The sequence below is a fragment of the Rhodomicrobium vannielii ATCC 17100 genome (assembly GCF_000166055.1).
Lineage (GTDB): Bacteria > Pseudomonadota > Alphaproteobacteria > Rhizobiales > Rhodomicrobiaceae > Rhodomicrobium > Rhodomicrobium vannielii.
In genome coordinates this window covers 1,314,514-1,332,579 of the sequence record NC_014664.1, presented here as the reverse complement: position 1 = coordinate 1,332,579, position 18,066 = coordinate 1,314,514, and the positions used below count along the sequence as shown (strand labels likewise).

Here is an 18,066-nt window from a genome sequence, read left to right as displayed (position 1 = left end):
CACGGCCGCGTTTGTCGCCCGATCGCGTCACCATACCGATGAGGGAAGGGTCGTTGGCGGTGCTAGTGCCTTGGCGCATACACGTTGCTGAACGCTTTCCAGCAAAAATATGCGGCGGAGCACTAGCCGCCGATTGATTCTACTGCGGTTTCAAATTTTACATTTGATGACGGCACCCCCAGCGGGCGTGAATCAAATCAAGACTCACGGCACTGGTCGGTTGCCGTCGCTGATCGGGCGGGCCTAGCGAGAAATTCCGCGGAAGCCGGGCATCGGCGAATATCCGTAGGGCACTCCGCTGTTCATCGTGTTCTGCTGGGAGCCGAAGGGGCTCGCAAATGACCCGCTCGCCGCGCCGCCCGACACGTAGAATCCGCTTTTGAATTCGCCCTTGCCGTCGACCTTGTCCTGAAGCGCTTTCAGCTTGTCATCGTCGTTGAGAGCGGCTGCGGCATCACTGTTTTGCTGCACGGGCTCGCTCGACCACGCCCACACTTGCACCGGCGTCAAAAGAGAAACCGCGACCGCGGCCAGACCTGCAAAAGCAACCTTGCGCATTTTTTCCCTCGCTCGCAATTGCTGGCGCTTTCCTAACATGCTCCGCGGCACTTTGTACAGATTATCGCTAAAGTTGTAACGATCACGAACAGGCTACCTCGCCACCCGGGAGGGGGAGGCACACGCACCGGAATGCCGTTCTAGCGTCAGCGCTCCTTAACGATTTATTCACATTGCGCTTTTTCCCGCGGAAAGATGGGTGCACCTTGCTCGCTTCCAACGGAGGATGATGATCATGTCGAAAGACCGCTCGCCCGACACGCTCATTCGCCGCGCGAAGCAGACGCGCGACCAGGCCGATGCGCTCGAAGAGATCTGGCTGAAGAACGCACTTGAAGATGTGGCGCAGGCTTATGAGTGGCTCGCGTTGAAGCTCGCAGCCGAGCCCACGAACTCGATCAATTGATCTGGCGCGCTGTCGCCGAAGCCTTCGCAATAGCGCCTGTGGCTCGCCATACCGCGTTACCGTCTTGTCAAACGCTTGAAGCGTAGTATCGATACGCGCATCGCGATTGTTCGAGCGACGTTCACCCGCAAGCGCCAGCAGAAGGCGACCATTGGGTTGTCGAACACTCGCGGCGTTTTCGGCTTCTGCCGTCATTGCGCCGTCGCTTCCGATGGCTGCCGCTTTCACGAGCGCGCGGTCACACCGCTTCCCTCTCTGGAGATGAGATGCCCGGACTTTATCTGGAACCGACCGGCTTCCTTTATGGCGAGATTGCGCGCCAGGCGATTGCGGCGGGCGAGGCGCTGCCGCTTGCCGGAAGCCCGCGCATCGCGTTCTCGGCGGCGCGGCTTCAGGAGGGCGGGCCCGGCGGCATCCGCAACATCTTTCTGCGCGCATCGGCCCTGCCGCAGCTGAGCGAGCCGCGTGTGAAAGATCTGCTCGCGCGCATCATAGAACCCCGCGCCGACATCGCAGGCGTGCCGATGGACGGCCCGCGCATCATGGGCATTCTGAACGTCACGCCGGACAGCTTTTCGGATGGCGGCTACCATTTTGCGACGGATGCGGCGTTGGCGCATGCGGCGGATCTGGTGCGGCATGGCACCGACTTTATCGATGTCGGCGGGGAATCGACGCGGCCCGGTTCCGATCCGGTGGACGTCGAGGAAGAGGTGCGACGCATCTTGCCCGTGCTCGAAGGACTCGCCGCATGGCAGACGCCGGTCTCCGTGGATACGCGACGCCCTGAAGTCATGCGCGCGGTGGCGGGAGCGCGGCTCGACATCATCAACGACGTGTCCGCGCTCACCTTTTCAAGCGACAGCCTTTCCACGGCGGCCGAACTCCGCAAGCCCGTGGTGCTGATGCACGCCAAGGGCGATCCGAAAACGATGCAGGACGCGCCGTCCTACGCCGACGTCGTGACCGATGTTTTCGACTGGCTCGAAGCGCGGATCGAGGCGGCGGTTGCGGCGGGGATCGACCGCGCGAAGATCGTCGCGGACCCGGGCATCGGCTTTGGCAAGACGCTCGCCCACAACGCGGCCCTGCTGCGAAGCATCGCGCTGTTCCACGGTCTCGGCGTGCCGCTGCTCGTAGGCACTTCTCGCAAGCGGTCGCTTCAGCGCGTGGCGGTGGCCGAGCTTCCGGGCGACATCGACGCCGCGAGCGTTGCTGCAGCCCTCGACGCGGCCTCGCGGGGCGTGCAGATCGTCCGTATGCATAATGTCGGAGCCACGGCGCAGGCGCTCGCGGTCTGGCGCTGGCTCAACGGCCGCAATCCATAGTGCAGTGAATTTGATCGCATGGGCGGCTGCCATGCTTCTGAAGCGCTTGCAGGATGCGGTCGCGGATTGTATGCGAGACACCACCGCTAGTATTCATTGTAGCCTTGGAACAACCAGGCTCAATTCCGTCAAATATTTAAATATAATGGTGAGCCGGCACCGGGTGGCCATCGGTTTGGTGGGATAACAGACTTCTTGGGAATGGACATGCGGCAAAAACTCTTCGGCACGGACGGCATTCGCGGACAGGCAAACACCTGGCCGATGACGGCTGAGATTGCACTGAAGGTCGGCATGGCGGCTGGCCACATGTTCACGAATGGCGGCCGTCGCCACCGCGTCGTGATCGGCAAGGACACGCGGCTATCCGGCTACACCATCGAGAACGCGCTCGTTTCCGGCTTTACGTCGGTCGGCATGGACGTGGTGCAACTCGGCCCGATCCCGACGCCCGCTGTTGCCATGCTCGTGCGGTCGCTGCGCGCGGACCTCGGCGTGATGATCTCCGCATCGCACAACGCCTATCAGGATAACGGCATCAAGCTTTTCGGCCCCGATGGCTACAAGCTCTCGGACGAGGTGGAGACCGAGATCGAAGCCGAAGTGTTCGGCGACATCGACAGGCTGCTCGCCGAGCCCGACCACATCGGCAAGTCGCGGCGCATCGACGGCATCGTGGACCGCTACATCGAATTCGCCAAACGCACGCTCGACCGCACGATCAGCCTCTCCGGCCTCAAGATCGTCATCGACTGCGCGAACGGCGCGGCCTATCGCGTCGCGCCCGCCGCGCTGTGGGAACTCGGCGCCGAGGTGGTGGCGCTAGGCGTCGCGCCGGACGGCCGCAACATCAACCGCGAATGCGGTTCCACCGTGCCCGATCACATCTGCCGCAAGGTTCTCGAGACAGGCGCACATATCGGGATCGCGCTCGACGGCGACGCCGATCGCGTCATCATCTCCGACGAAAACGGCCAGATCGTCGATGGCGACCAGATCCTCGCCGTCATCGGAGAAAACTTCCGCAACACGGGACGCCTTCGCGGAGGCGGCGTCGTCGCGACGGTGATGTCCAATCTCGGCCTGGAGCGCCATTTCGAGAAGCTCGACCTGTCGCTGATCCGCACCAAGGTTGGCGACCGTTACGTGGTCGAGGCAATGCGGCGCGGCGATTACAATGTCGGTGGCGAGCAATCCGGCCACGTCGTGCTGTCGGACTTCACCACGACGGGCGACGGCCTCGTGACCGCGCTTCAGGTGCTGAGCGTCGTGATCCAGAGCGACAAGCCCGTCAGCGAGGTCTGCCGCCGCTTCGAGCCGGTGCCGCAACTTTTGAAGAACCTTCGCTTCTCAGGCCCGAGCCCGCTCGAAAGCGAGGCGGTCAAAAGCGTCATCGCCGCGCAGGAAGTGCGCCTCGGAAGGGCCGGGCGGCTCCTGATCCGCAAATCCGGCACCGAGCCGTTAATTCGCGTCATGGCGCAGGGCGAGGACCAGACGCTCATCAGCGGCGTCGTGGCGGAGATCGTCGCCGCCGTGCAGGCGGCCGGGCAGGGCGAGGGCGTTGTTTCGGCGTCGTAAAACGGCCTCGGCGGGGCAGTCTCCGGCCCCCGCCGCGCCTTCACGAAATACTTACGATTACTTCATCCTTCAGTAACCATTAAAATTAGTGATGGCGTTTTCCAGTAAAAAGGGCCGTCCCGAAAGTGATATTTAACCTTACCGGTTTACCAATGATGCCAGACCGATTTAGCCCGTCCCATGCCGCATCAGTGGATAAAACCATGAGCTTTATGTCAGATTACGACGCTACTCCCGAGGGCCTGCTCGGAGCGGCCAGCCGCTTCGACGCCTATTTCGACGTTTACGGCCTGAGCCTCAAGCAAGAGGCCGACGAGGTGCAGCGAACCGTCACTCTGATAGCGCGCTCCCCTGTTTCCCCGTGTGCGAAGGCGCTGGCATTGAACCTCGCCCGCTTCCAGCCGCGCTCCGTCGAAGTCAACGTCATCTTCTCGCAGATCGCGCCCGCCGACGAGCTTGAGTCCTTCGTGCGCTCGCTCGCCAACGCCTGCGGAGAAGCCCCCGAAATCATCGTCCGCTGGGCCAAAAATCGCGCGCTTCTGGATGCGCATGAGCGCCTGACGCTGGGCCGCACGCTGTGCTGGACGGGCGATTCCATGCGCCGCTCCGAGGATACGCGCAGCGCGATCGACCGCGTGGAAGATTGCACGCCGGTTGTGCTCGCCGAAGCCATTGCGAGCTTCTCGGCGCTGTGGCGCGCATCGGTGCCGCTGCCGCGCATGGCCTTCGCGCCGGTAAGGGAGCCCGCACTCGCGCGCGCCGTGGCGTCGTCTCCGATGATGGAAACGCCGATGTCGCTCGAAGCCAACATCGTGCGCCTCGATGAATATCTGCGCTGGCGGCGGCATTAAATAGCCACGCACCGATAGCGAATCTCGCAAGGGCGGCCACGAGCCGCCCTTTTTTGCTGCCGCTGCGCCGCCCGGTCAGCGAACCTTGAGCAGATTTCTCAGCGCGAGCAGGAAAAGAAAGATCAGCGCCGCGCTCAGGATCGCCTGAAAGAGCGCCAGCGAGGATACGACGAGCGGCATGATGGGCGTTCCGCCCGGCTCGACGCCATAGAGGCAGCCGAACACGCGGCGGGCGTTAATGGAATCGTGCCAGTCGATTTGCAGGAACGCGCTTCTAAGCGAGAGATAGATGGCTTCGAGGATCGGGTTCGAGGTGCCCGAGGCGCAGGGCGAACCGATTGCGGCGGGCGGCCATTTCAGGAACGATGCGGCGCTCCCGCGCGCGGCGAGATAGAAGCACGCGAACACCACAACGGACAGCAGCCACAGCGCCGCCGGTCTCAGCAGCGAGCGGCCGAAATTCGCAACGCCGCCGTAAATGTAGCCGAGCCAGAAGCGACCGATGCCGGAGCCGAACGGCTTGTCGCTCCAAAACCTCCGGCAGCGGAACTCCTGCGCGAAAAATTCCTGCTCGCGGGGTAGATCCTGCGCCTCCGACGCCAGCTTCTTCAGGCGGCGGAACTTGGCGGAGGCGTCCGGGTCCTTGCACACCTTCGCGGCCTTGAAGAACGGCCCGCGCGGATCGGAAATGCCCGCCTTTTTCCACGAGTGAAAGCGCTTCAGCGGATCGGCCACCGTCATGTTGTCGAGGCGAGGCGGTTCGTGGAAGTTCGCCTCCAGGAAATCCGGCACGGCTTTGAAATTCGCTCCTGCGAGAACGAACGCGACGCGGCTCTGCGCGGCGCTGAAGTCGGCCTTTGCGAGGAAGGCGGCCGAGGCGAACGAAACCGGCGCTTCGAATCGCGCCTCGCGGAAGACCGCCTCGCCCTCGAACCGGCTTTCGGCGAAGGTGGATGTCTTGCCGAGGCTGAAGCTCGCGAAATCCGCCTGACTGAGAAAGCGCGCGCCTGCGAAGGTCACGCCGCCCGTGAACCCGGACTGGCGGAAAATCGCGGGTGCGCCGAACTCGGCGGCCGAAAAATCGGCCTCGCCCGAAAAGCGCGCGTCGGTAAAGGTTGCGTCGAGCGCGAACTTCGTACCGGGAAAGCGCGCCTTGCCTTCCGCGCGCATGTCCACGAAGGACGCGGGCTTATCGAACCGCGCGTCGCGAAACGAAACGTCGTTCCAGAACTGGCCGCGATCGAACCGCACCTCGCCCTTGAAGGCGGCTTCAGCGAACCGCGCTTCGCCCGTGAACTGCGCCTCCGCGAACCCGGCATTGCCAAGAAATTGCGCGGCGTTGAAACCGGCCGAGCCGGAAAACACCGCACCTTCGAACATCGTATCGGACAGGAAGCGCGCCTCATCGAACCGCGCGGCGGCGGCAAACTGCGCTTTGGAGAAGTCGGCGCTGCCGGAAATCAGGCTGGAGCGGAAATCGGCCTTGCCCGTGAAGCGCGTCCGCTGGAATTTCACGCCGTGGCTCAGCGGGCCGTTCTTCTCCTTCAGGAACTCCGCGCGCTCGAAATCGGCCACACCGTCGAAAAGCGCGTCGTCGAAAACCGCTTGCCCCGAAAACTTCGCAGCCTTGAAGGTCGCGTCGGCCTGAAAATGCACGCGCGCAAAAGTGGCGGAAAGCCCGAACTCGGCGCCCGCGAACGAAACCGGGCGCTCGAACACCGCGCCGGTCAGGTTCACCGGGCCGGGGAATATGAAGCCCTCGAAATCGACGGCGTCCTCGAAACGCTCATTCGCGAAGTCCGCCTTCGCCACCTTGAGCCAGAGGCGCGTTTCGTCGTTGTCGCCCTCGCCGAACCAGTTCAGCGAAAGCGTCCCCGCCTCCTCGAAATTCGCCTTCGATTTCAGGACCTGCGAAGCCCAGTCGTTCCACGCCGCGCGGCCCATGTCGAACAGCGCCCGCGTCTCCTGCCCATTCATGCCGTCCCAAGCCCCATCGCCCGCCGCGGCGACTTCCCGAACAAAATTATACCGAGATGATCCTTGAACAGCCTTTCCATCATGAATTGGGCGGGCGTGAGGTATTCCCCCGGAAATTAGTCTTTGAACCGCGCCTTGCAGTTGTGCTTACCCTTCTCGCCGAATTTCCCGCCAACAGGAGCCTTGCCATGGTCGAATGGTTCACCGTCCTCGTTGTTTTCCAGCTCGCGGGGGAAGTCCTGTCGGCGGCGACGAAGCTGCCCGTGCCGGGCCCTGTGTGCGGAATGGTGCTCTTGTTTCTCGCGCTGGTCATCTACCGACGCGTGCCCGACGGCCTGGCGAAAACGGCCGAAGGCCTGCTGACCAACCTGTCGCTGCTGTTCGTGCCAGCGGGCGCGGGCGTCATGTTGCATTTCGGCGTGCTGGAACACGACTTGCTGCCTATCGGCGCGTCGCTCATCCTGAGTACGCTTCTCACCATCGCGGTCACGGCGGCGCTGATGGCGTGGCTGTCGCGCAAGGCATCCGGGAATGCACCGGAGCCGAAGCCAGCCGCGCCGGAGCCCGAGGCGCGCTCATGACCAGCATCGCCGACATCTGGGTTTACCTCTCCGCGAGTCCGCTCCTGCATCTCGCGCTAACGCTCGTGGCGTATCAGGCGGGTTACGCGGTCTATCGGTGGCGGAAGTTCAATCCCATTTTCAACCCGGTGCTGATCGCGATCATCATTCTGGTGACGATCCTGCTCGTGACGCATACCAGCTACCAGACCTATTTCCAGGGCGCGCAGTTCGTGCATTTCCTGCTCGGCCCGGCGACGGTGGCGCTCGCGATCCCGCTATATCGTCAGGTCGCGCGGGTTAGGAAGTCGGCGCTCGCGGTGACGGTGAGCCTCTTCGTTGGCTCGATCACGGCGGCGGCAAGTGCGGTGTTCATCACGTGGGTGCTCGGCGGCACGCGCGATTCTTTCGTGTCGATGGCGCCCAAATCGGTGACGACGCCGGTCGCCATGGGCATAACCGAGCAGATCGGCGGCCTGCCGACGCTGACGGCGATGTTCGTCATCCTCACCGGCATCACGGGCGCGATGCTCGGCGCGCCGCTCCTGAATGCGCTCGGCATCAAGGACTGGGCCGCGCGCGGTCTCGCCATGGGTACGGCGTCGCACGGCATCGGCACGGCGCGCGCGCTTCAGGTGAACGAGGTCGCGGGCGCGTTCGCGGGGCTTGCGATGGGGCTGAACGCGCTCGCGTCGGCGCTGCTGATCCCCGCCGCGTGGCATCTGATCTTCGGGGGATAGGCGATGCGGCCTAATTCCGCCTCCCGTCGCTACGGCTTGACGAGTTCGATCACGATGCGCACCTGCGCCGAGAGCGTCTCCTCACCGACTTCGACCGGCACGGACTGTGCCTTCGCGTATGCGGCCCCGCGAAAAACCGGCGCAGGCCCTCCGGCGCCCTCTTCCACGATGGAAAGCACGGCGCCCAGCTTCAGCCCGGCCGCTTCCGCGTAGGTTTTCGCCTTCGCAAGCGCGTGCTCTACCGCTTTGCGGCGAGCGTCGCCGAGATATTTCTCGGGCTCCGACACGGCGAAGTCCGGCCCGGAAATCTGGTTCGACCCGGCCGCCACTGACGCGCCGAGGATTTCCCCCAGCCGGTCGAGTTTGCGCACGGTCACGCTCACAGTGTTCGAGGCGCGGAACGTGAACGTGCCGGACGCTCCCTTGCTCGCGTAACTGGCCGTCGCCGTCTGCGGATAGAGAGAAAACTGCGAGGTCTGCAAGTCCTTCTGTTCGATCCCAGCGGCTGCGATTTCGGACAGCACCTTCGCCGTGGCCGCGCTGTTCTTCGCGACGGCCGTTGCGGCGTTGGCGTCCTCGGTCGCAACGCCGATGCGGATCACCGCGATGTCGGGTTTGACCTGCACGCCGCCCGTGCCCGAGACCTCGATCGTCGGCATCTTCTGCGCGGGGAGGCTCAATTCCTGCGGCTCTGCCGATACTGCTGTCGAAAAGGCGACTGCAAAGGCCGCAACAGGAACAAGGAATGCTTTTCTCATGGTGCTTTCTTCGCTAAGAATCATAACCGGCACTGCATATGAGACTTTGCGTCGGGCAGCGTTAGCTATGCCGCCCATTAAGTTTCAGTAGGCTTCTCCGAGACCGGCCGGACGAAAGCGATGTCTCGCATAACGGGCGTGTAGCTCAATGGTCAGAGCTAGCGGCTCATAACCGCTTGGTTGCAGGTTCGAGTCCTGCCGCGCCCACCACAATCGCTGAACGCGGCTTTGGCAAAGAGTCCGCACTTCAAAGGCCGCCGGTCGTCGCCGCCAGCTGCTTCCGCAACTCAACGCCAGCCCAGACCGCTTGCGTCTTATGGGCGTCGGTATTAAATCCACGGCGAAGGCTCGGATGGAAGCGATGCTATTTCTGCGTGTCTCAGGATTGACGCTCTTGTTCGGCGCTTTCGCGGCGCTCGTCTATGACGGCATTCGGCTGGTCGGCAGTCCGGGGCGGGGCCTGCCGCTCACGTCGCTCTCGGCGCAACTCGATCGAGCGCCCGATGCTCACGATGCGCTCCAGCGGTTCTTTCTGGACAACGCGCCGTCTTATCTGTGGAACGGTATTGTCGAACCGCTGCTCGTGCTGCCAATTTTCCTGCTTTTCGGCGTTGCGGGCACGCTGCTCTTTCTCGCGGGCTATCGGTCACCGCCGCCCGAAATCGTCGGCGATTGATCGATCCGCAAGCCGCCCCCCGGTTGGCGCGCGTTCTTCATGCGAACTGCGTCTCGCTCGGCTTGGGCAGCTTCAGCCACGGAAAAGCGCCGCGCGACTGAAACGCACGGCGCCCTATACTGGCAGCGAGTGTAGCCGGACCGCTACTTCAGCGGAGCCGGAGGCGTGAAAATGGCATAGTTCACGCCGAGTTTCACCGAGTTGGCTGTCAGATCGCTGAGGTTTTTGAAATCGGCGCTGTAGCGTCGCTCGGTCTGCGCATCTGCCGAGATGCCGTTTCTATAGTCATAGCAGCAGTTTCCGCCGACATTTGGCTCGCCGAAATTGAAGTACAGATATTCGGCCTTCACGGACCAATTGTAGTTCCACTTGTATTCGAGCCCGCCGCCCACAGTCCAGCCGGCAAGAGTGTTGCCGTTGTCGGTCGTGGAACTCCAATCGTAGTTGTACCCTGTGGCGCCGTTCTCGCGAAGCACGCCGACGCGGAAGGAGTTGTTCAGCCACGCGAAGCCGCCCTTGGCGTAAATCAGCGTGTTGCCCGCCGCGTAGCCGATGCGACCCGTGATGTCGCCGTAAAAGCCGCCCTTGTTGGTGAAGCGGATGCGCGTGGAAGCGTCGGGATCGAGGCCGCGCCGGTCGTCATCGATGTAGATCGTCTTGCTCGCGTCGTCCCGCCAGCCGCCGATGTCGAGTTCGATACCGTAGACGTAGTTGCAGCATTGGCCGAACTGCCAATTATAGCCGATGGTGAGGCCGCCGAAGATGCCCGTTCCGCTCAGGCCGCCATTGTAGTCGTACCGGTCGTACGTCGTTGAGGTTGGCCAATAATAATAGCTGTTGCGGCCCAGGTCGAAGTCGGTCCAGCCGCCGCCCAGATGCGCGCCGACGTAGAAGCCCGTCCAAAGCGGCGGCGGAGGCGCAATATCCTTGTAGCTGGCGGGAATGCCGTCTGCATGAGCCGGGATCGCAGCGATTGCCGCTGCGCCGATTGCGGCGGCGCCTGCCAGAATCGTGTGCTTGAGAGCCATCTCTCTCTTCTCTCGCTTGAGTTGCCAGTAGAATCAACGCCGAACGCCTAGTCTTGCGATACTCGCAAAAATACTAAACTTAAAGTTGTATTTTTGGTGAATTGTCGTTTTGCGAGAGTGACAGTGCTGGTGTTGCAAGAAAGAGCACTTTTGCAACAATGATTTGCTGCGATCACATGAGCTGTGTTGTTGATTTCCGGCAACAGTAGCTGCGTAGTACACGCAGAAAGTCAGTCAGGTTGCTTCGGAGGCGTTAGATATGAGCGAGCGGCGACCGGAGGTCGTCAACAAGCTTCATCAGGTCTTTCTGGCGCGCGGTGCCGGTCTTCGCGAAGATGTTTTGCAGATGCGTCTTCACGGTATTTACGGAAAGCGACAGCGCCGTCGCTGCTGCCGCCACCGATAGGCCTTTCGCGAGATGATCGAGCGTCCGCGCCTCGGCCTTGGTCAACCCGAAGCATTTCGTCACGACCGGCAGTTCGCAATCGTTCAGCGAGGGGAAAGTGGCGATGTGGATTGCCACCAAGGCGCGCCCGTCGAGCGCCGCATCGAGTGGAGCGATCATTGCAATGGCCAGGGAGCCGTGATGCGGCATCGCCGAGAGAGGCAACTCGCGTTCGAACGGCTTATCCCGCGCCAGGGATGCCGCCTGCGCCGCCTCGAAAATCCCTCTCAGCAGGAGCGCCGAGTGCTCGGCACTTTGCGCGCGCAAGCGACCGTCCGCGATCTGTATCGGCCAGCCGGCTTCCGCCATCGCGCGCGCGGCACTGTTTGCGTGCACCAGTTCGCCATCGGCGAGCGAAACGGCAAATCCTGCGAGGAACTGGTCGAGAGCGAGCCCCAAAAGGGAATCAAGACGGATATCGATCAATGGACTAAACATTGGTTGTGCTGAAGCGTGCATTCAAAAACAATCAGGTACAACTGGTCTGGAGACAAGTTGCAAGTTGGCACGAGACAATTCATCATCCCCTAGAGATGAAAAAGCAAAAGCCGCACACGCGCAACTCGAAATTCCAAACCCGGCGCATGTGGATATTGCATTGGCGCATGACGCTCTGAGGCGCAATATTTGCCAAGATAATTGCAATTTCGGATAATAAATAAAAACTGCCTTGCACGCCTAAGCTTACAAGGCAGGGAATGGATCGCGACTAAAAGGTGCGTCAGCGTTGAATTGGCCGACGCGCCCGATCAGTGCCGGAAGTGTCGCACGCCGGTGAACACCATGGCGAGGCCGCGTTCATCGGCCGCGCGGATCACTTCCTCGTCGCGCATCGAGCCGCCCGGCTGGATGATCGAAGTCGCGCCCGCGTCGGCTGCGGCGAGAAGCCCGTCCGCGAAGGGGAAGAACGCGTCCGATGCGACGGCGGTATCCTTCAGCGCTTCGTCGGGGTTTTTCCCGGCGTGCTCGGCCGCCTCGCGAGCCTTCCACACGGCGAGACGCACGCTGTCAACGCGGCTCATCTGGCCCGCGCCGATGCCCAGCGTCGCGCCGTCTTTCGCGAACACGATGGCGTTCGATTTCACATGCTTCGTGACGCGCATGGCGAAGACCATGTTGGCGCGCTCGGCCTCGGACGGCTCACGCTTCGTAACCGTGCGCAACGTCTTGCCCTCGAAGCCGCCGACATCCGCATCCTGCACGAGGAAACCGCCCGCGACGGATCGGAAATAGGGCTGCCGCGCGACCGGCAACAGGCCGCCCGTCACCAGAAGCCGCACGTTCGGCTTTGCCGCGAACGCAGCGCGCGCTGCATCGGATGCGTCCGGCACGATCACGACTTCTGTAAAGATCTTGAGGATTTCGCGGGCCGCCTCCTCTTCGAGACGCCCGTTCAAGGCGACGATGCCGCCGAACGCGCTGACCGGATCGCAGGCGAGCGCCTTGCTGTAGGCCTCGACGAGCGACGAACCGAGCGCCACGCCGCACGGATTGGCATGCTTGACGATCGCCACCGCAGGCTCGGCGCCCGGAAATTCCGAGATCAGCTCGAAGGCGGCGTCGGCGTCGGTGAGATTGTTGTAGGAGAGTTCCTTGCCCTGCACCTGCTCGGCGCCGACGATACCCGGCCCGCTCCGGTCGGCCGATTCGTAAAGCGCGGCCTTCTGGTGCGGGTTTTCGCCGTAGCGCAGGCTCTGCTTCAGCGTGCCCGTGATGGTGCAGGACGACGGCGCGGCACCTGTCTGCCCCGCGAACCACGTCGCAATCGCGGTGTCGTAAGCGGCGGTGCGCGCGAATGCCTTGGCCGCGAGACTGCGGCGCGTTGCGTCGCTCGTCGCGCGTGCCTCGCCCGCGAGTTCGGCTGCGACCGCGTCGTAATCGTCCGGGTCGGTGACGACCGTCACGCAATTATGGTTCTTCGCCGCCGCGCGCAGCATGGCCGGGCCGCCGACGTCGATATTCTCGATCATCGTGTCGAAATGGGCCGCGTGCTTTTTAAGCGTCTCTTCGAACGGATAGAGGTTGATGACCACAAGGCCGATGGGCGCGATGTTGTGCTGCGCCAGCGCCTCGCGCGCGCTCGACTGTTCGAGATTGGCGAGGATGCCGCCGTGGATGGCGGGATGCAGGGTCTTCACCCGGCCTTCGAGGATCTCCGGGAACTTCGTCACATCGGAGACCGACACGACGGCGATGCCATTGTCGCGCAGGAAGGCGGCGGTCCCGCCCGTGGAGACGATCTCGATGCCGAGCGCGTCGAGTTTCCTGGCGAATTCCGCAAGATTCGACTTGTCGGAAACGGAAATCAGTGCGCGGCGCACCGGAAAAACTTGCGGTTTCGTGGATTGTGCGGACATGGCTCGTAAGTGTGATGCTGCGAGATAAGATCAAGATCAGACGAGACGGCGAGGGTAGGCGCCCTGAATTACGGGCTTCTGCTGCTGCGCCACCTTCTCGAATTTCCAATGGACGGACGTTGCCGCCGAGCACGGTCCCTTGAGGACGATCTGAAGTGAGCGTCTAAGGCAGATCGGATCTGCGAAGAAAATGCTCTCCTCAATGTCGAGGTCCGCACCTTCCGCCACCATGCGCCACGTTGCGCCCGAGGGCAAGGTGAGCGTGACGGCGTTCGTATTGCGCGAAAGCTGCGCCGCGACGCGCGGATGCAGATGAAAGCGGATGGCAAAGTGCGCGTTCGCCTCGATGCCGGTCTGGTTGGCGGGCATGAGCTGGTCGTGGCCCGCGAATTCATTGCCCGATTTGTGGAGCGCGATCTGCCTGCGATGGTTCATGCCGAAGCGCTCGCGGTAGCCGTCATGGCCGATGCGCACGCCGATGGACGCGTCGTTTTCGATGATCTCGTGATGGACGCTGCGTGGCCCGGACAGCCAGAACAGTTCCCGCCCCGCGACGAAGCTTTCCTGCGCCTTGATGAGCCGCGACGACGACAGATCGTCGATGCTGAGCGTCGAATGCGCCGCCGTGGACCGCGAAACGACGTACCAGTCGCCCGTCTCGTCCTGAGGCGCGCCGCAATTGGCGATCAGCGGCTCCGTCCCGACGCTCATTTCAAACGCGCCGCAACCGGCATGCGCCCGCGCCGAGAGATGCAGCGGCGGCGGCGCGCCCGCATCCGCGATGATGACGACCTCGCCCGCCGCGAGCCGGGCATAACCCGAATTCGGCGCGTGGAGGTCGGGGAAGGTGGCGCCAAGATCGTCATAGGCGAGAACGGCCGAAACCTGATCGAGGAAGGTCGGCCCCATGCCGTTGAACCGCGCGAGGCTGCCGTCGCCGAGGCGCAGGAAGCGCACCATGGCCTGCATACGCTTCAGGGCGGAGTAAAGCTTTTCCGGCGGTTCGAGCTGGCGCGCGACGAAGCACTGCTTAAGCGGCAGAAGTTCGAGCAGGAGTTCGATGAGTTCGCCCGGATCGCGGGAGACGTGGCCACCGTCTTCAAGGATCTGCCGGTCCAGTTCAGCCGAGAACGTGGGTAGATAGGACGTCAGATAGGTCTCGTGTTCGGCGATGCAAAGCCCGGCGAGCAGGATCGCCGTCAGCGCCCTGAGCTTCGGCACGCCCGACCCGTCGCCATAGACGACGGTGAGGTCGTGCAGGTCGCGCGAGAGCATGCGCATTACGGCGTCGTAGAAGTCCGGCTCCGCGCCGTCGAGCAGGAAGGCCGCATGCGAGAGCAGCGCGATCACACGCCGCGCGGTGATGTCGCGGTCGCGGCCGAGCGGCGGCGCGCTGCTTGCGAAGGCGATCCAGTCGAGCGTGAGCTTGCGCGCCTTCTCGCGGGCGATCTGGTCCTCGGCGGCGTGCAGGTGCCGCAGCCAGCCGAAGCCGTAAAGCTCCTTTTGCCAGGGAACCGTCGGCGGCATCACGAGGAACGGCGATTCGGAGCCGACGGGCGCAGTCGCTCCGGCCAGCCCGATATACCCGTCGTAAAGCTCGACCGCGAAGCTCGGGTCACCGGTGCGCAAGTCGTGCGGCAGGATGAGAAGGTGATAGGCGGCGGGAATGCCGGACATCCAGCGCGAGAACGGCGATTTCAGCGCAAGCCTGAGCGCCGACCGGCCCGCCCTGTTCACGGCGAGCGCTGCAAGTCGCGCCTGATCTGAAATCTGAGGTGGCATCATTAACTTTTTAGGCGATCCGTCCCTGCGCAAGCAAGGCCTGTTTGTAACCGGCGGGCAGCAACACGCCTGCCAAAGTTAACATCTCCGAAGCTAAACCTGATTCGAGGCATTTGCGGATCTTTTTCGGAGGTTGTCCCCTGCCGCGACACGCGCGCCTATCGCAGGATGCTGAACGCCGTGACGGGAGGCGCCGCGCCGGCCTCGGACTCGCCGAAGCGATGCCCCGCGAGGCCGTAGGCGAACTGCGCGAACAGCGCCAGCCCGAAGATGACAAGCACCACGCCCGACGCCTGATTGATGCGCTTCAGGCGGCTCTCGGTCAGCTTGTGGCGCACACGGCTGATGAGCCGCGACAGCCCCATCCACCACAACAGGCTTCCCGTCATGATCGAGGTGACAGCCGTTACGGCCTGAATCCAGGTGTCGATGCCGCCCATGATCGACGTCGCCCCGCCAAATAGAGCGAACAGGCCGAGGATCGCGCCGGGGTTGGTGATGGTGAGGAAAAACGTCTGCGGCACGATGTTGAGATGCGGCACGATTCGCCAGATGCGAAAGCGCAGCGCGGGTCTGAAAAACGGTGGGATCGTGTTCGACAGCCGCCGCAGCCGCGCGATATTGGTCGTCGCGGTCGCCACGATCTTCGGCTGCGAACGGTAGATGCTGAAGCCGAAGGCGACGAGAATGATGCCGCCGACAAGCTCGATCTTGAGCTGATGCGCGCGCATGAAGCCGGAGATCGCCGTCGCGCCATAGGCCGCCACCGATGCGATGAGCCCGTCCGCCAGCACAGCCCCGAGCCCGGCGGCGAAACCGCCCCAGAAGCCGCGCTCAAGCGTGCGCTGGATGCACACGATGTTCACCGGCCCAACGGGGGCTGCGATCAGCACGCCGATGACAAGGCCGATGATGGCAAATCGCGTCGGATCGATGATCGACTCTGCCCACATAGGCCCGCTTCTAGCCCTCGATAAGTCCCGTGTCACGAGAAGGAGCGCTTCCGCCATTCTCGCGCCCAAAAACGCTCGCGAGGTCACACCGGATTCGCAGCGCCCGCAAGCACACATGCATGCCGCGAAACGGGGACGTCATGCAACAGGAGACGAACGTGAAAGCATCGCCGGAAACAATTTTCTTTAGGATGAGAGGCCGGTTACTCCCGCGTTCAGCGGCATTCGCGGCGGCGCTCGCGCTTGTGCTGATGCCATTTGCCGCTCCGCCTGCGCTTTCGCAAGACGCTGGCGCGCTCGCCGGGGCGAAGCCCGCTCAACCTGCTGCCGAGGTTCAGCTTGGACGTGACGCGACGAAGCTGCCTCAGCCGGTCCAACGCATGCGGCAGGCGATCCTTCAGGCAGTAACGAGCGGCGACATCGAGGCGCTGCGCCTTCCCATCGAGATGAACGAACTGCCGCCCGTGTTCGCCAAGGAACGCACGCCGGACCGGATCGCATATCTGAAGGGGACTTCGGCCGACGGCAACGGCCGCGAAATGCTGGCCGTGTTGTACAGCCTTCTGACGACCGGCTACGCGATCAAGAACCAGGGCACGAAAGACGAGATGATCGTGTGGCCCTATCACGCCGCGCTTTCGCTCGACAAGCTGACGCCGAGCCAGGAGGTGGAGATCTACCGCTTTGTTTCGCCCGCGCGCGTGAAGGAAATGGCGGCAGCCGGAAAATACGGCTGGTATCGCGTCGAGATCAGCCCAGATGGCGTCTGGCATACGTTCTCGAAGGACGATTGAGCGGGGCGGTGAGCGACGCCGCTCCGCCCGCGCCTTAGGTGTCGGGACTACCGCACGCGCTCGACGGGGCGGCGTTCGTCGCTGCGATCATCCCGCCGCTTCGCGGTGTCGCTGCGTTTTTCACCCGTATCGGCGCGGGCCGTGGCCGTCGCTTCGAGAAACTTGAACGGCGCGGCGTCCTTGAACTTCTCCGCAGTCTCGCCCGCATAAACCTCGCCATTCGCAAGCGCGAGCTTCTTAACCGGCGCGCCGCGCTTCAAATCGAGCTTGTCGAGCGAAACCCAGAAGGTGTTCGGGCGCGTGGCGGAGTCGAAATAATAGGCGCGGTCCTTCTGATCGGCGACGGTGCGCCAGATTGTGGAGGCGATGTTCGGCTCGTCTTTGCTCGCGGCGAGGCCGAGCGGCACGCTCACGCTGCGCACCGTGCTCAGCACGCTCGCGGCCGCCTGATTTTCGAAGCTATGGTCCGGCACGCTCTTGATGTAGTTCGGGTCGATCTTCTTCGGCAGGCGGTTCAGGAAGAAGGATGCACGCGCGAAACGGTCGGAAGCGCGGCTTGTGCCCGGCAGGAACGCATAGCCGCCTACATCCTCCCAATAGCCGTTGATCGCGAGTTGCTTGTCGTAGGTCGGCGAGTTCGTCATTACGGTGTATTGCTTGCCGTGATGGATGAGGAGCTTGCCGCCGACATATTCGAAGATCGCGGAATCGCCCGAGGCGTCGGAAAGCGACAGATGCAGCGTGGAGGCCGAGCCGTTCGGGAAGGTCGGCGCGAGAAGGGCAAACGGCTCCTTGCGGAGCGCCTCGACGGCTTCGGCGACGGTGGCGAAATTATCGAGCGCGTATTGCGCCCAGGCGACGTTGGAAAGAAGCGGCTTCTGACTGTCCGTCGATCCGTAATCCGCCTCCGCGAGATAGAGCAAATTCGCGACGAGACCCTTCTCGTTCAGGCCGTCGCCGCTGCCCGCGTTGTAGCTCGCGGTGACGACGCTGCCATATTTCGAGGTCCATTTCAGCGAACGCGGTCCGGCCGCGCCGTCGCGCTCAAGGCCCGCCGGGAACGCCCACAGGTCGGAGGCCATGTCCTCCATCCAGTCGAGCGTGCGGCCAGTGAGCACGGTTTTGTCTTCGCCGGTGAACAGGATGCGTGTGCAGGGACTCGCCGTTCCCGCCGATGTCAGCGCGAACGCGGCGGCGAGCAGGGCAAGGGCGCGAGGCTTCATGGGACACTCCGTTTTCTGCGGAATGTGGAGCGTAAGGCGGAGGCTTTAACGC

General features: G+C 63.2%; 17 protein-coding genes and 1 tRNA gene. 9 read left to right on the top strand and 9 right to left on the bottom strand.

Going from position 1 to position 18,066, the window contains the following annotated elements; translation table 11 throughout:
- Nucleotides 1-243: 243 nt before the first annotated feature.
- A complete protein-coding gene (locus RVAN_RS06075) occupies nucleotides 244-558 on the bottom strand; it encodes a hypothetical protein (protein WP_013418878.1) in 315 nt (104 codons plus the stop codon).
- A gap of 235 nt (nucleotides 559-793) precedes the next feature.
- Here RVAN_RS06075 and RVAN_RS06070 point away from each other — a divergent pair, with 235 nt between their 5' ends.
- The 4 genes from RVAN_RS06070 (at nucleotide 794) to RVAN_RS06055 (ending at nucleotide 4,721) form a co-directional block, all read left to right on the top strand.
- On the top strand, nucleotides 794-964 hold the full coding sequence (locus RVAN_RS06070) for a hypothetical protein (protein WP_013418877.1): 171 nt from the start codon (nucleotides 794-796) through the stop codon (nucleotides 962-964).
- 266 nt (nucleotides 965-1,230) lie between these two features.
- Nucleotides 1,231-2,292, top strand: coding sequence for a dihydropteroate synthase (gene folP, locus RVAN_RS06065; protein ID WP_013418876.1), 1,062 nt, complete (start codon nucleotides 1,231-1,233; stop codon nucleotides 2,290-2,292).
- A gap of 207 nt (nucleotides 2,293-2,499) precedes the next feature.
- Nucleotides 2,500-3,870 carry a phosphoglucosamine mutase gene (gene glmM / locus RVAN_RS06060; protein WP_013418875.1) on the top strand — a complete coding sequence of 457 codons (1,371 nt, stop codon included), beginning with the start codon at nucleotides 2,500-2,502 and terminating at the stop codon, nucleotides 3,868-3,870.
- Nucleotides 3,871-4,073: 203 nt separating this feature from the next.
- On the top strand, nucleotides 4,074-4,721 hold the full coding sequence (locus tag RVAN_RS06055) for a hypothetical protein (protein WP_013418874.1): 648 nt from the start codon (nucleotides 4,074-4,076) through the stop codon (nucleotides 4,719-4,721).
- 75 nt (nucleotides 4,722-4,796) lie between these two features.
- Here RVAN_RS06055 and RVAN_RS06050 read toward each other — a convergent pair whose 3' ends face one another.
- The gene (locus RVAN_RS06050) at nucleotides 4,797-6,698 is read right to left on the bottom strand and encodes a pentapeptide repeat-containing protein (protein ID WP_013418873.1); all 1,902 of its coding nucleotides are present in this window, start codon (nucleotides 6,696-6,698) and stop codon (nucleotides 4,797-4,799) included.
- 188 nt (nucleotides 6,699-6,886) lie between these two features.
- Between RVAN_RS06050 and RVAN_RS06045 the strand changes: the two genes are divergently transcribed.
- Together RVAN_RS06045 and RVAN_RS06040 are read left to right on the top strand one after the other, a co-directional pair.
- Nucleotides 6,887-7,279, top strand: coding sequence for a CidA/LrgA family protein (locus tag RVAN_RS06045; RefSeq protein ID WP_013418872.1), 393 nt, complete (start codon nucleotides 6,887-6,889; stop codon nucleotides 7,277-7,279).
- Complete coding sequence (locus tag RVAN_RS06040; protein WP_013418871.1) at nucleotides 7,276-7,998, top strand: LrgB family protein; 723 nt, start codon at nucleotides 7,276-7,278, stop codon at nucleotides 7,996-7,998. Before RVAN_RS06045 ends, RVAN_RS06040 begins: the two co-directional genes overlap by 4 nt.
- Nucleotides 7,999-8,027: 29 nt before the next feature.
- Here the strand turns inward: RVAN_RS06040 and RVAN_RS06035 are convergent, their stop codons facing one another.
- A complete protein-coding gene (locus RVAN_RS06035) occupies nucleotides 8,028-8,756 on the bottom strand; it encodes an SIMPL domain-containing protein (protein ID WP_041788442.1) in 729 nt (242 codons plus the stop codon).
- A gap of 134 nt (nucleotides 8,757-8,890) precedes the next feature.
- On the opposite strand from RVAN_RS06035, the gene RVAN_RS06030 reads away from it, so the two are divergent.
- Together RVAN_RS06030 and RVAN_RS06025 are read left to right on the top strand one after the other, a co-directional pair.
- Nucleotides 8,891-8,966, top strand: a tRNA-Ile gene (locus tag RVAN_RS06030).
- Nucleotides 8,967-9,117: 151 nt separating this feature from the next.
- Nucleotides 9,118-9,432 (top strand): hypothetical protein, encoded by a 315-nt coding sequence (locus tag RVAN_RS06025; protein WP_041788441.1) that lies wholly within the window; start codon nucleotides 9,118-9,120, stop codon nucleotides 9,430-9,432.
- A 143-nt stretch (nucleotides 9,433-9,575) separates the two neighbouring features.
- On the opposite strand, the gene RVAN_RS06020 is transcribed toward RVAN_RS06025, so the two are convergent.
- The 5 genes from RVAN_RS06020 to RVAN_RS06000 all read right to left on the bottom strand — a co-directional run bounded on the left by RVAN_RS06020 (nucleotide 9,576) and on the right by RVAN_RS06000 (nucleotide 15,997).
- A complete protein-coding gene (locus RVAN_RS06020; RefSeq protein ID WP_013418868.1) occupies nucleotides 9,576-10,460 on the bottom strand; it encodes an outer membrane protein in 885 nt (294 codons plus the stop codon).
- Nucleotides 10,461-10,713: 253 nt separating this feature from the next.
- A complete protein-coding gene (locus RVAN_RS06015; protein ID WP_169309522.1) occupies nucleotides 10,714-11,343 on the bottom strand; it encodes a helix-turn-helix transcriptional regulator in 630 nt (209 codons plus the stop codon).
- A gap of 311 nt (nucleotides 11,344-11,654) precedes the next feature.
- Complete coding sequence (gene purH, locus RVAN_RS06010) at nucleotides 11,655-13,262, bottom strand: bifunctional phosphoribosylaminoimidazolecarboxamide formyltransferase/IMP cyclohydrolase (protein WP_013418867.1); 1,608 nt, start codon at nucleotides 13,260-13,262, stop codon at nucleotides 11,655-11,657.
- Nucleotides 13,263-13,298: 36 nt separating this feature from the next.
- Complete coding sequence (locus tag RVAN_RS06005; RefSeq protein WP_013418866.1) at nucleotides 13,299-15,047, bottom strand: heparinase II/III family protein; 1,749 nt, start codon at nucleotides 15,045-15,047, stop codon at nucleotides 13,299-13,301.
- Between the two features lie 155 nt (nucleotides 15,048-15,202).
- Complete coding sequence (locus RVAN_RS06000; protein ID WP_013418865.1) at nucleotides 15,203-15,997, bottom strand: LysE family translocator; 795 nt, start codon at nucleotides 15,995-15,997, stop codon at nucleotides 15,203-15,205.
- A 191-nt stretch (nucleotides 15,998-16,188) separates the two neighbouring features.
- Here RVAN_RS06000 and RVAN_RS05995 point away from each other — a divergent pair, with 191 nt between their 5' ends.
- Nucleotides 16,189-16,791 carry a hypothetical protein gene (locus RVAN_RS05995; protein WP_155942354.1) on the top strand — a complete coding sequence of 201 codons (603 nt, stop codon included), beginning with the start codon at nucleotides 16,189-16,191 and terminating at the stop codon, nucleotides 16,789-16,791.
- 47 nt (nucleotides 16,792-16,838) lie between these two features.
- On the opposite strand, the gene RVAN_RS05990 is transcribed toward RVAN_RS05995, so the two are convergent.
- Nucleotides 16,839-18,014, bottom strand: coding sequence for a linear amide C-N hydrolase (locus tag RVAN_RS05990; RefSeq protein WP_013418863.1), 1,176 nt, complete (start codon nucleotides 18,012-18,014; stop codon nucleotides 16,839-16,841).
- Nucleotides 18,015-18,066 lie beyond the last annotated feature (52 nt).